Origin of the sequence: Fusibacter ferrireducens, assembly GCF_015352425.1 — a bacterium.
Lineage (GTDB): Bacteria > Bacillota > Clostridia > Peptostreptococcales > Acidaminobacteraceae > Fusibacter_A > Fusibacter_A ferrireducens.
In genome coordinates this window covers 107,863-121,325 of the sequence record NZ_JADKNH010000010.1, presented here as the reverse complement: position 1 = coordinate 121,325, position 13,463 = coordinate 107,863, and the positions used below count along the sequence as shown (strand labels likewise).

Genomic DNA, 13,463 nt, shown 5'->3' with positions numbered 1-13,463 from the left:
GATAACGTGGCGTTAGATATCGGTGTTGTCTTAGGGAATGTTTTTAGCATTCAAACAATTTTATTAATGATTTTTGGCGTTATCATAGGCATCATTATTGGTGCTTTGCCAGGATTATCATCAACAATGGGGGTCGCACTCTTTATTCCAGTGACTTATGCAATGGACCCGGGAACAGGATTGGCCTTTTTGTCAGCCATTTACATGGCGTCAACATATGGTGGGTCAATTTCAGCTATTTTGATTTGTACGCCTGGGACGCCAGCTGCAATTATTACGGCAATGGATGGTTATGAACTGACCAAGCAAGGACGTAGCGGTGAAGCCCTATCCATGGCGACAATAGCCTCCTTTTTCGGAGGGATCATTTCAGTCGTTGCCTTGATGTTGATCGCACCGCCCTTGTCCAAACTGGTTATCGAATTTGGATCAGCTGAAATGTTTTTACTTGCGGTATTGGGTCTGACCATCATCGTGAGTTTGTCACAAGGTTCAATGGTTAAAGGGCTGATTGTAGGCCTTACAGGTGTTCTTCTGGCAACAGTCGGCACAGATACTTTAACCGGTGCCTATAGGTTTACATTTGACAAAATGGAGTTGTTTGGTGGCATGCCTGTCGTGCCAACGGTAATTGGTGCATACTCAGCATCCCAAGTCTTTGCACTTGCTGTACAAAAGCGCAGTACAATTCAATACGACAGTGAGGATAATGTCAAAAAAACTTATAACATTGTCAGTGTAAAAGAAATTATTAAAAACGGATTCAATATTGTCAGATCCGGTATCATTGGCACAATAGTGGGTATTGTGCCAGGAGCGGGTATGAGTATTGCTTCCGCATTAGCATATAACACAACCAAAAATACTTCTAAAAAACCAGGCTTGTTTGGAAAGGGTTCATTAGAAGGCCTTGCGGCTTCTGAAGCGGCAAACAATGGTGTTGTAGGAGGCTCTTTAGTACCGCTTCTAACTTTAGGGATTCCTGGAAATTCCGTTTCAGCTGTTTTTTTAGGAGGACTAATCATTCATGGGCTTAGACCAGGACCATCACTGTTTACGAAATACGCCAATATTTCTTATACGCTGTTTATTGGCCTTTTGGTTTCCACAGTGCTCATGATGATTGCAGGACTGGTTGGTGCAAAGTACTTTGGTAAGATTGCAACAGTCCCTACAAATGTGATTGCACCAGTAATCATGTCGCTTTGTGTTATTGGGTCTTATGCAATCAGAAATAATATTTTCGATGTGCAAGTGATGTTTGCATTTGGACTGATAGGATATGCAATGTCTCGGCTTAAATTTTTTTCTGCGCCGCTCGTCCTTGGATTAATTTTAGGGCCCATTGCAGAATCAGAGTTTAGAAGGGCAATGATGATTTCCAATGGTGATGTGAGTGCCATTTTAGCCAGTGGCATATCCAAATTTTTATTTCTGTTGATTATCGGATTCTTAGTTTATCCATTCATACAGGAAAAAGTGAAGGAATTTAGGGAAAAGAAAGAAGAACCTGTAGTCGAAAATTAATTTTGACTGTATCTAGAGACAGATAATTTATAGAGAGCAACTTGTACAAAGAACGACTTGTATAAGTTGCTTTTTTTCACTTAACAGATACACCCTATAAAGAAAATATTCAATGTTGCAAGGACCACTCGTATATTCATCCTCTCAAATGTTTCATTCAGATATGCTATAATGGTTTAGATGAGGTGAACCATGCATTTAAAAATTCTAAACCCAAAAGAATACATGATATACTATAAATTCTACAAATCCGTATATAAAAATAGACCTGAAAAAAAAGACGATATGGGGAGTATGCTGTTAGCGATTCTAAAAAATAGAAGTACGATTAACAAGCGCACGAAGTTACAACCACTATTAGTTTACAGTGATGGTGTTCCTGTTATGGGGACGATTTTAGCTCAGGTAGACGATATGAGTACCTATATTCAAATGAGTTTTTTTGAAGCTGTTTCAGAAGATGAAACTGCTTTTTCACTTATACTTGAAGAAACCAAGGCGGTTGGTGACGCTTGGGGTGCAGAGTTTATTTCAGGTGCTCTCAACATCCACGTAAATTATGGATTGGGTTTTTTATGCTCTCACTATGATCAGGCATCCAGTTTTGGCATGAATTATAATCCCGCATATTACAATCAACTCTTCACAAGAGCAGGTTTTGAGACCATCGATTTAGTGACTTATAAACAGGCGATGCAACACTTTGAATTGCCAATGTCCAATCGAGTGCTCAAAAGAGTAAAGTCGAAGTTCACTGTAAGAACGATGGATTATAAGCACTTTAAAAGGGACATTCAAATTTACACGGCACTCAACAACGATGCCTTTAAACATCATCTTTTTTATTTTAAGAGAAGCTTTGAGGAGGATTATGAACTCTTTAGGCCGTTTAGGATTTTGTTAAAAGAAGAAAATCTCTTGATTGTTGAAAGAGATCATCAGCCGGTTGGCTTTATGCTTTGGTATCCTGACTACAATGAATTGATTCCAGAGGGGAAGACGCTATCGATAAATACCGTGTTGGCTCATAAGTTTTTAAATAAGCCGATGAGTACTTTTAAAATAGTGGAGATGGGGGTTATAGAATCAGAGCAAAAGACAGGTGCAATTCTGGCGCTTTTCGACGCACTCAATCAAATCACCAAAAATCAATATGCATATTGTGAATCCTCATGGATCTTAAAGAACAATAGAGATTCCAGCAACTTTGGGCTCAAATGGTCAGAAGGTGAATATAAAAAATACGCGGCATATACGAGGTCGATTCATGGCTAGAATAACCGACATCAGCAAGTGTGCTCTGGAAGATGCCTTAAAGGCAGAACTTTTTTATTTGGAGCAGTTAAATCCTTGTAAACAGCAGTATTATGGCGACAAATCCGCTTTTGTCATACAGTATCATCAGAAAGTGGATGTTTTCAATTTTTTACCGAAATGGACGCTGCGATGGCCGCTTAAAATTATCGGTAAACCTTACTCGGTATCGACGAAAGGCTATTTGGGCGAAAATCATGAAGTTACAGCCCTTATTAAAACCCTGAAGGGTTTAAACATCATCCTTAACGGAGAACAAGGTCTTGACCTGCCTTATGCTTATACATTATCAAGCCATGTGTTTTATAACCACTTCATAAACTTTAGTCATTATTTGGAATCCCTTAGAAGTCACTATAGGTATCGCGTGAAAAAAGCACTTTTGAAAGCCGATGATATTATAATGCTTCCAATAGACCAAAGTGACTTTAGCAAGGCACATCATGAGTTATACCTAGAAGTTTACCAAAACTCAAAGGATAAATTGGAGTGTTTGAGTATGGCTTTTTTTAAAGCCTTTCCATCGGAAATATATGAATTTAGAATAGCATCGACAAATGAACTGGTTGGATTCGTACAGCTGGTAAGTGAAGCGGATAAACTCACGTTTCTCTTTGGTGGGTTTAAACATAAACACAACAAAACATATGATTTATACATGAAGATGCTCATTGAAATCATACGTATTGGCATTGAAAAGGGTGTAGAGCACATTGAATTCGGTCAAACGGCAGAAGAGACCAAACTGAAACTGGGTTGCGTACCTGTGGCAAAATACTTATATGTGCATCATTCCAACCGTGTATTGCAGGCCATTATCAAAAAAGCACTGCCCTTTTTATCGTATAGGCCACATGGGATTACCTACAATGTATTTAAGGAAAGACGATGAAGATTATTTTGAAAAAAGTCAGAAAGCAAACACCTTTCACGTGGATTAATCCAATCAAAGTGGAACCGTTGGCATTGGAATATTTGAAAGCGGTGATAGATGAGCTCGTGGAGGGCATCAATTCTAATATTGAGCTCAATCCTAATTTTGATCTGAATTCAGATATCAATTCAGATTTTAATATAGAGTGTGAGATCATCGATGACTTGTATCATAAAGCAGAGGTCACAGGCGACATCATTCTATTAAATGGCTATAACACGGCGAGAAGTCAAATGATGCTGGAGGCCAGACAGCTCAAATTCAAAATGCCTCAGGCAATCCTCATTGGTTCTGGTGTGGATGTGCAGGTCAATTGGGCGCTTTATGAATCAAGTGATTTGGATTACCTTGTCATCTCCAATAGACTTTGTGACTTTAAAAATCTGATCGAGCACATTGTATTAAAAAAACAAGTTGAGCTTAAAGGCGTTTTGTGTCTAAAAGAGATGAAGGAGATGACAACTCTAAGTGATGAACGTGATCACGATGCACTGACTGTTTTCGAAAACATAAGGCCCTCTAGAACTTATTTTGAACAGATCAAATCTCAAACACGCTATTTATTGTATGAGCAGGTGGCTTTAGTAAAGCGGTCGCACGGTTGCCCTTATGGCTGTGAGTTCTGCTTCTGTAAACAGCTCAATCAAGGGCACTTTGTGAGCAGAAGTTATGAGACCCTGCGGCAGGAAATGGAAGACTTAAAGGCGGATTATTATTGGGTTGTGGATGATGTGTTCATCCATAATGCGGCCGAAGCAGATGCATTTATAGAAGCCTTTAAAAAGTCGTCTTTTAAAATGATCGTGTATTTGAGAGCAGATTTTATTGTGAAGTATGCGGCGTATATGGCAAGCATCAGAAGGGCAGGGATCATAGAAGTGATTGTGGGGTTTGAATCCATTAAGTCAAGTTTCTTAGAAGACTTTAATAAAGGCTATACGTCGGATGTCAATACAGAGGCCATTACGGTCTTAAAGCAAGCGGGTCTGTCCTTTACGGCACTATTCATGGTGGATATAAGTGACGATCACAGTGACTTTAAAGCCTTAAAGCAGTACATAAGAAAGCATCAAATTCAAAATTTCACCTTTTCTATATTTACGCCTTTAAGAGGAACGGATTTATATAAAAGATATGAAAAGGACATTCTCGATTTTAAATGCGAGCATTATGATTTTTTGCATTTGGTGCTAAAACCTTTAAAGATGCATGTTATGGCTTTCAAAATGGATTTTATGGCGTTGTTCGTCTTTCAATTTTGCCATTCTAAGTCGGCAAGACAATTGATTTATAAAGTCCTGAAAGATTCTTTTAAGCACTGTTTTAAAAGATGAAAGACTAGATGTCTGATGATTATAAAGTAGATTAAAGATATAAATTAAAAAAATGGACTCTAATAGGGCGGTTATAGAGAGCAAAGCGAGGTGGCAATGAGTAATCAAAAAGTGTGGAATTTTTGGGCACCCAGATATAAAAAGCTATGGGTGCAAAAAGTATCTTTAAAACCAACGCGCATGAAAGTGTTAGACCTAATGGAAAAATCATTCAACGATAAAGTCATTGGCTCATACATAGACATTGGCTGTGGTGTTGGAGAACTGATCGAGCAAATTGAATCCAATTTTATCACTGAACACAGTTATGGGCTAGATTATTCCAAGACAATGATTGAGGTGGCATCTAAGTTGGATTTAAAGACAAAGTGGTATTGTGAAGATGTTCATGCATTTGAAACTGAAAATAGAGTAGACTTAGTCCTGTGTACACATTCTTTTCCCTATTACAAGGATCAAAAGTATGTTTTGAGTAAATTCCGGACGCTGTTAAAAAGTGATGGTAAGCTGTTGATTGCATTTGCCAGTAAAAATAGTTTCTATGATGCGCTATGCCTTGCTGGGGTGAAGTTCACAACAGGTCAGGCCATATATCCATCTGTTTCAGCGTTTATTGAGCTTGCATCAGAGGCGTTTAATCCTCTATCCACAACGCGTATTAAAGCAAAATGGTATATGCCAAGTATTTATCTTTTTGAAATGGAGCCCAAACATGACTAATGTGTTACTCATACGACCAAAACCGCATAAAGATACCATAGGCCTCAAACATGTTATGATCTGTGAACCTCTAGAACTTGAATACTTGGTGTCCAATTTAGAGCCTGAATTAAAAGACCAATATCATCTGATTCTCATTGATATGTTGTTGGATAACACCAAACTTTCAAAGCATCTGAAACAATACCAGCCGAGTGTGGTGATTTTCACTGGATACAATACCCATGTCAATCTCATCAAGGCGTATTCCAAAGAGATTAAGATGTTTGATTCAACGATTGTCACGGCAGTGGGTGGCGTTCATGTGGAAGTTGTGCCAGACGATTTTAAAGACGTGCATATTGATGTGCTGCTTTGGAGAAATGGGATTGATGCCTTCAATATGCTTTTAAGAGGTCTAAGAGCCAATACCTCTATCCAAGGGATTCAAAATGAGATTGATCAGCAAATGCTCAACACTGAGTTTGCCTATAATCCACCAGATCGTCAGATCAATGCTGCCTACAGAGCACAGTATTACTACATGTTTCACAATCCCTGTGCGCTGATTAAAACGAGTTTTGGCTGTCCGTTTAAATGTGCTTTTTGTTTTTGTCATGAGATTACAGGTGGACAGTATTATGAACGCACTCTTGAAGATGTCATTTCAGAGCTCAAAGAAATCCGTGAAAGAGAAATCTATATTGTGGATGACAATTTTTTAGTCTCAGAAGCTCGCGTTCGGAAATTCATAGAGATTTTGAGGCAAGAAAAAATAGATAAGCACTATTTAATCTATGGGAGAGCAGATTTTATCGCTCAAAATGCTGAACTGATGGCGGATTTCAAAGCGGTGGGACTTCACGGTGTCATTGTGGGCATCGAATCCGTAAGAGAAAAAGATTTAAAATCATATGATAAACTGACCACGGTTAAAATCAATGAAGAAGCAGTGGCTATACTAAACGCACTGGATGTGGAGTGCTACAGTACGCTCATCATGCCACTGGATTTTAGTAAAAAGGACTTTAATGACTTAAAACACTGGCTCAAGAAAACTGGGGTCAATTTTGTCAACCTACAACCTTTAACGCCTTTAAAGGGCACTGCTATTTATGACGATTACGTCAAAGATTTTATAGAAGCACCGAGCGATGTGGAACTGTGGGACATGGCACATATCGTCTTAACGCCCAAGTACATGTCCAAGCGGCAGTTTTACTTTAGAATCTGGAAATTATATTATGAAGTTGTGATGTCGCCTAAACATTTGATCAGATTGGTTAAAAAGTATGGCATAAGGCCTAATCTAAAAATGTTAGTCGGAAGTTCAAGAGTATCCATGCAATACATTCTAAAAATGATTAGAGGGTAGTATGAAAAATAAAATGAAAAAACTGCTTTTAATACAACCAAGTCCATATGATAAAAATCATCACCCCATTAAAAAGAAGAGATTGTACTTCGTCGGGCTTGCCATGCCTTTACTGGCGGCTATGACGCCCAAGGACTGGGAGGTAGAAATATGTCTGGAAACCATTGAAGAAGTCCCCCTTGAAACAGATGCGGGGCTTGTTGCCATAAGTACCATGGGGCATGGTGTATTGAGATCTATTGATCTTGCGAAACACTATCGCTCAAAGGGTAAAAAGGTTATTCTTGGGGGATATATGGCCTCTATTATGGCAGAAGAGGCTGTTCAGTTCTGTGATGCAGTTGTTGTAGGCGATGCAGAAGAGGTGTGGGAAGATCTTTTAAATGATTATGAGAGCGATACCTTAAAAGCCATCTACCATAAACCCATTCGAAAATTGAGTACGCCTCTCCCGCGATTTGATCTGATCTTGAATAAATCTATTGGCGATTTTTTACCGGTACAGGCAGGGAGAGGATGTCCGAATTGTTGTTCATTTTGTTCGGTATCCTGTCTGTATAAAGGCTCTTATATTAAAAAGGATCTGTCAGAGGTGAAAAGAGATATTGAACAAGTTAAGGCATTGGGGTTTAATAAATTCACACTCCTCGATGACAATATCCACGGGGATAGGGCTTATTTGATTCAGCTTCTTCAAATGATTAAGCCCTTTAAAATGAAGTGGATGAGTCAATGTGATATCAAAATTGGCAGAGACAAAGAACTCCTTAAATTGCTAAAAGAGAGTGGTTGCTATGCACTCAGTTTTGGCATAGAGAGCATTTCACAGGAGTCGCTTAATCATATGGATAAAGGTTGGGCCAACCCATTAGAATATACAGAACTGATCGACAATATTGTCTCTGCTGGGATAGATGTGTCCACTGAAATGGTGGTAGGTGGCGAAGGGGATACCCTTGAAAGCATCAAGAGGACTAAAGACTTCATCGAGCAAAATAAAATATGTGTGCCAAGGTTTTATATATTGACGCCTATACCGGGAACGAAATTTTTTGAAGAGATGTTCGCTGATGGTCGCATTTTATCTGATGATATTTATTCATTCGATGGTTGCAAGGCAGAACACATGCCTAAAAACATGTCGCCAGAAGAACTGACCAAAGCTTATTGGGATTTATACAATGCCCTATTTTCATATAAATCCATCATCAAGAGAACCCTTGTGAGAAAAGATTTCTTCAAGAGGCCGATTAATTATTTGTTCTATACTGCTGTAAATTTATTTTATAGAAGCCATATTAAAAGAGGCATAACGCCCAATATATTTTAGAAGACAATTAGGAGATGGTATGAAAATCTTACTTGTGAGACCCCCACGCATTAAGCAAGCTGTCACTTTAAGTGACTTTATGTTTTCAGAACCCATAGGACTTGAAATGCTCTATGCGGTTTTAGAAAGAGATCATCAAGTTGAAATTTTGGATATGATGTGCGATCCGGTGCCCTTAAAAGAAAAGTTATCAGCATGCTCACCAAGAGTCGTTGCCATTACCAGTTTGTGTATTGATGTCAAGGCAGTTATTAAAATTGCCCAAGAGACGCGAGCATATGACGATACGATTCACATAGCCGTGGGAGGGACACAAGCGCTTTTGAATCCAAGCAGTTTTTTTCATGATGCGATTGATTATATCTTTAAGTTTACGACAACACAAAACATCACGGCTTTTTATACCCATTTAGATCAGGGGACTTTAGAATTTGAAATCCCTGGGATCTTAGATCGAACTCAGGATTACAAGGGGGAAGCGCTAAAGGGGATTAATGAATACATTTTGCCCAATAGAAAATCCACCGCCAAGTACCGTCAACATTATTCTTATTTTGGCTACAAACCCGCGGCGATTATGCAGGTCTCTCAGGGGTGTAATAAGGCCTGTATGTTTTGTCTGAGGTGGCGCATTGAAGGGCGGGAGGAAGTGGCCTTTGACAAGGAGCTGATCCAACAAGATCTGCTCAACATTGAAGAAGACACCATTATGTTTTATGACAACGATATTTTAGGGTCTGAGACAAGAATTGTTCAATTGCTGGATTTGATTGAATCTTTAAATCTAAATAAAAATTTCATTGCTTATGCATCGGTGGAAGGGATACTCAGCAACATATCTTCTCTAAAACGGTTCAAGGCCTTGGGACTTAAAGCACTGCTTGTGGGTTATGAGACCTTTAATGATCAGGAATTAAATTATTACACTAAAAAGAGTAGTACCTCAGACAGTGAAGCAGTCGCTAAGTTGCTTAAGACAATCGGGATAGATGTATGGGCTTCGTTCATGGCACATCCAGATTGGACAAAGACAGACTTCAAGGCCTTTAGAAAATATGTTAAAAAGCTATCTCCACAGATTTCAAGTGTGAGTCCCTTGACGCCATTTCCCAATTTACCGCTTTATAAGGCATATAAAGAACGACTGCTCTTTGGCATTGACGATTATGAGAAGTGGAGTTTTGGTCAAGTGAGTATTCAGCCGAGCAATATGAGTTTAAGACAGTATTATTATCAAATGCTGGTGACGAACCTGTACATCAATCTGAGTCTGAACCAATCCACGGAAATGTTAAATAGATTTGGATTTAAAAGTGTATATCGATTGAGCATGGGATCTTTGAAGGCTTTTGGGAAGTATATAGAGTTGATGATGAGAGCGAATGACTGAGAAGCAGTTAAAAGAAGGGCTACATCCAATGCGAGCGAGAAGATTGATTTTGTGAATATAAACCCCACTCTAGATTTGGTCGGTAGAATCTGGAGTGGGGTTATATATCCTTAATGACAACCAATTAGGTATGCGATAGAGAATAGGTTTTCTGTATATTTTAATTATAAATATGCCTTGATAAAATGATCAATTTCGTCTATTGTCTTCTGACTCTGATCGTCCATGATCATATGGGTACAATTTTCAAAAGCAACGATGTCAACAGTAGAGCTAGAGTTATTTTTAATAAATTCTGCTGTTTCTCTTGAATAAAGAGGATGATCAGGCAGAAAATATAGGGCAGGCACTGTTATTTTCTTGATAGAATCTCTATAATCTAAATGAAGCATAGAATGCCACAAGCAGGCTAAAGCATGAGGATTGTTAACACCGACAAGTCCAGGTGCAACTAGATCTTTAAGGGTCTCTGGTAGCGCTTCAAATTCAGGAAGTGCCATTCTCCAGAACTTCCACATAAATTCAGAAAGAGATTGTCCGATTATTTCCATATCCTCCATATAGTCATTCATCTTATATTGACCACTTAATAAACCTGCGTTCCAGTTTTCGTCATTTAATAGCTTAGGACTCATGTCAAGTAGAACAATCTTAGATATTCGATCACAATCAAACTGTGAAATATAACTAAAAATTGTTGCAGCCCCCATGGAGTGTCCAACAAGGACGATATCATTAAGATTTAAATATTCAATTAATTCTCTTAAATCTTTTGCAAGTTGAGTTATTGTAAATCCACCTTGAGGCATTGATGAAGCACCGTGACCTCTGTGATCATAACTGATACATTGATATTTATTTCTAAGATCTTCGACAATAGTAGCAAATGATTCTGTAGAACACGACCAGCCGTGTATAAAAATTAGAGGTTTGCCTTCACCTCTTACTTCATAATATAATTTTGTATTATCAATAGTCACATAATAAGGCATTACAATTCTCCTTTCAAATTATATTTTGGTGGAAAAGACATATTAGAAGAAGTAGATGCTCGAAATCCGGATTATTTAAAAGCAATTAGAATATATTATATTCGATCTTCTTTATATTCATCATAGTGTATTTCGTTTTTGCATACAAATATCCTTTTTTCAAGTTCAATATAACCTTGAGTTATATTTAACTAAAGTGTATATTGGTTATAAGGACGTGATCATTTATGAATCTAAGAGAAATGAGCTATATAAAACAGATAGCGACTACTCAACATTTTTCTCGAGCGGCAGAAAAGCTCTATATATCCCAACCTGCATTAAGTAAAGCTGTAAAAAAAATTGAATCTGATTTAGGTATTAAACTTTTTAAAAAGGTTGGAACAAAAAATATACTTACAGAGCAAGGGCAATATTTAGTAAAAAGTATAGAACCTGTTCTGATTGCATATCAGGCATTTGAAGAGTCCCTTGAAGTACTCAAATCAAATAAAATGGTTGTCAATTTCGGTGTCATACCTTACTATTGCACACCTTTTACGACAATGTTTTTGTATGGCTTTAAAAATAATTTTCCTAAAATAAAAGTAAATGTCATTGAAGCAACCCAGGATATTTTAATAGCCAAACTTTTAAATGGAGAAATTGATATTGCTATGACAGAAGAACCCATTAAATCGAAAAACGTTGAAATTTTTTCCGCATTCAAGGATGACGTTTCTGTAGCTGTGGGGAAAAACAATTGCTTATATAATAGAAGCAGTGTATCGTTTGCAGATTTGAAAGAGCACACTTTTAATATTGTAACAAGTGGAGATGTTTTATATCAGCAGGTCATTGATGGTTGTCATGAAGCCGGGTTCAATCCTAAAATAGGGTACCAGAGCTCTCAAATAGGTCTTTTACTCGAAAAGACTAATTCTGAAGATGGCATATGTATTCTGAATCGACCAATGATCTACGATAATATACTTATTAATGGAACTCTAAGCGATCTTCGTATCATACCAATTGAACCAGCACCACAATGTTATTGCTATGTGACTTATCGAAAAGGCGCAAGTATATCAAAAGAAGTGGACTTGTTTTTAAAAAGGATTACTGAAGAGCTTGTTGAAGATACAAAGGAATGTATTTTACAGACTTGAGCGGAGAGATTTTTTTCCGAGATTTCAATTGAAAAATCATCAGCAAATCAAAACTACCCGCTAAGCGGGTAGTTTTGATTTAAATGTTTGTCTTACTCAAGAATGGATTTAAATCTTGAGGTTCCAATGATTTAGGCAAGATAAAACTCACCAGTGCCATCAATCCCGTTAAGCCGATAACTAAGTTAAATAGCGCAACGTGTCCATAGAGATCAACTAAAACACCATAGCCTAGCATAACAACGGCACTTAATGTGGCGCTAAATCCCATGATGATCCCTGTGCCAAAGTTGATACGATCTGGGATGATCTTATGCATAATGGTGATGTTTGCCGCTGAGGTTGCATTGATGGAAAAACCGAGTATGACTAATCCTATAATCATGAGGACGCCTTCAAAATTCAAAAAGCAGAAAACGGAGATCAGGGAGAGGAGATTAAAAATCTTTAGTGTCTTTTCTTCTCCAATAGAGTCGCTGACGAACCCACCAACGAGTGTTGCAATTGCCCTTGCAAGCATGAAACCCGATAATACAAATCCCGCTTGGACGTGGTCTACACCTTTTAACCCCATAATGATGACGCCAAATACAATCGTAATTCTATATAGGACGCCTTTGACCACTGCAATGGTCACTGGAATGCTCATGAATAACTGTTGTTTGGTTGAAAGCATTTTCTCCTTTTGATTTTTAAGAAGCTCTTTTTTTTCAACTTCTGAATTTGACCTCTCTTGTTTTACTTCTCTTGTCCATTTCACTTGATGTACTTTTGAAAGATATAAGAATAGAGCAGATAACAACCCAGGAATCAAGAGATAAGCAAGCGCATTTAATCCGTAGATGGAAACTAAAGGGATTGCCACTAAAGGTGCTGCTGTATGGGCAAAACTGCCAACGGTCATAAAAATAGAGAGACTCTTACCTTTGGACAGTCCTGTTTTATGAATTGTAATCGTTGACCCCAGCGGATGATAAACTGAAGAGCCAAGGGCTGCCAAACCAACAACAATCGTGAGCAGATAAAAATTGGTTATAATGCCACTTAGACTCATGCCCACTGTGATCCAAATCAGTGCTAAAATCAATAAGACGCTTCTTTGAACTCTATCGATCAAAAGGCCCACAAGGGGTTGAAAAAAAGTACCTGCTGTTGTGATGACAAATAAAATTACAGACATTTGAGTTGCGTTGAGTTTGAGTACCTCTGCAAAGGCGAATAGCGTGATGGGGACAACACTCATGAAAAAATCGTTGACAAAGTGCCCCCAAGATACTGCGATTAATGAGCTGTTAGATTTAATAAATTGATTCATTTGCATCCCCCAACATAATATATTTCTGTACTCTAACTATTTTATGGTTTTTATTATAGATTGTCAATTCAGGCGTCTATAATTTGAACGATAGAAAGGCATATA

The 13,463-nt window shown here is 38.0% G+C and carries 11 protein-coding genes; 9 read left to right on the top strand and 2 right to left on the bottom strand.

Annotated features, from left to right (window positions below):
- Window positions 1-6: 6 nt before the first annotated feature.
- The 8 genes from ISU02_RS16385 to ISU02_RS16350 all read left to right on the top strand — a co-directional run bounded on the left by ISU02_RS16385 (window position 7) and on the right by ISU02_RS16350 (window position 9,903).
- Window positions 7-1,527: a tripartite tricarboxylate transporter permease gene (locus tag ISU02_RS16385; protein ID WP_207736361.1), complete on the top strand. Its 1,521-nt coding sequence runs from the start codon at window positions 7-9 to the stop codon at window positions 1,525-1,527.
- A 192-nt stretch (window positions 1,528-1,719) separates the two neighbouring features.
- Window positions 1,720-2,802 (top strand): hypothetical protein, encoded by a 1,083-nt coding sequence (locus ISU02_RS16380; protein ID WP_194702929.1) that lies wholly within the window; start codon window positions 1,720-1,722, stop codon window positions 2,800-2,802.
- Entirely contained in the window at window positions 2,795-3,733 is a 939-nt protein-coding gene (locus ISU02_RS16375) for a hypothetical protein (RefSeq protein ID WP_194702928.1), read from the top strand. Before ISU02_RS16380 ends, ISU02_RS16375 begins: the two co-directional genes overlap by 8 nt.
- The gene (locus ISU02_RS16370) at window positions 3,730-5,109 is read left to right on the top strand and encodes a B12-binding domain-containing radical SAM protein (protein ID WP_194702927.1); all 1,380 of its coding nucleotides are present in this window, start codon (window positions 3,730-3,732) and stop codon (window positions 5,107-5,109) included. Before ISU02_RS16375 ends, ISU02_RS16370 begins: the two co-directional genes overlap by 4 nt.
- A gap of 96 nt (window positions 5,110-5,205) precedes the next feature.
- Complete coding sequence (locus ISU02_RS16365) at window positions 5,206-5,829, top strand: class I SAM-dependent methyltransferase (protein WP_194702926.1); 624 nt, start codon at window positions 5,206-5,208, stop codon at window positions 5,827-5,829.
- Window positions 5,822-7,183, top strand: coding sequence for a B12-binding domain-containing radical SAM protein (locus ISU02_RS16360; protein WP_194702925.1), 1,362 nt, complete (start codon window positions 5,822-5,824; stop codon window positions 7,181-7,183). The genes ISU02_RS16365 and ISU02_RS16360 overlap by 8 nt, the downstream gene beginning before the upstream one ends.
- Before the next feature lies 1 nt (window position 7,184).
- Window positions 7,185-8,513, top strand: coding sequence for a B12-binding domain-containing radical SAM protein (locus tag ISU02_RS16355; protein WP_228727855.1), 1,329 nt, complete (start codon window positions 7,185-7,187; stop codon window positions 8,511-8,513).
- Window positions 8,514-8,532: 19 nt separating this feature from the next.
- A complete protein-coding gene (locus ISU02_RS16350; protein ID WP_194702924.1) occupies window positions 8,533-9,903 on the top strand; it encodes a B12-binding domain-containing radical SAM protein in 1,371 nt (456 codons plus the stop codon).
- Between the two features lie 164 nt (window positions 9,904-10,067).
- On the opposite strand, the gene ISU02_RS16345 is transcribed toward ISU02_RS16350, so the two are convergent.
- On the bottom strand, window positions 10,068-10,895 hold the full coding sequence (locus ISU02_RS16345) for an alpha/beta fold hydrolase (protein WP_194702923.1): 828 nt from the start codon (window positions 10,893-10,895) through the stop codon (window positions 10,068-10,070).
- A 227-nt stretch (window positions 10,896-11,122) separates the two neighbouring features.
- On the opposite strand from ISU02_RS16345, the gene ISU02_RS16340 reads away from it, so the two are divergent.
- Window positions 11,123-12,043 carry a LysR family transcriptional regulator gene (locus ISU02_RS16340; protein ID WP_194702922.1) on the top strand — a complete coding sequence of 307 codons (921 nt, stop codon included), beginning with the start codon at window positions 11,123-11,125 and terminating at the stop codon, window positions 12,041-12,043.
- Between the two features lie 79 nt (window positions 12,044-12,122).
- Here ISU02_RS16340 and ISU02_RS16335 read toward each other — a convergent pair whose 3' ends face one another.
- On the bottom strand, window positions 12,123-13,358 hold the full coding sequence (locus ISU02_RS16335) for an MFS transporter (protein ID WP_194702921.1): 1,236 nt from the start codon (window positions 13,356-13,358) through the stop codon (window positions 12,123-12,125).
- Window positions 13,359-13,463: the final 105 nt, after the last annotated feature.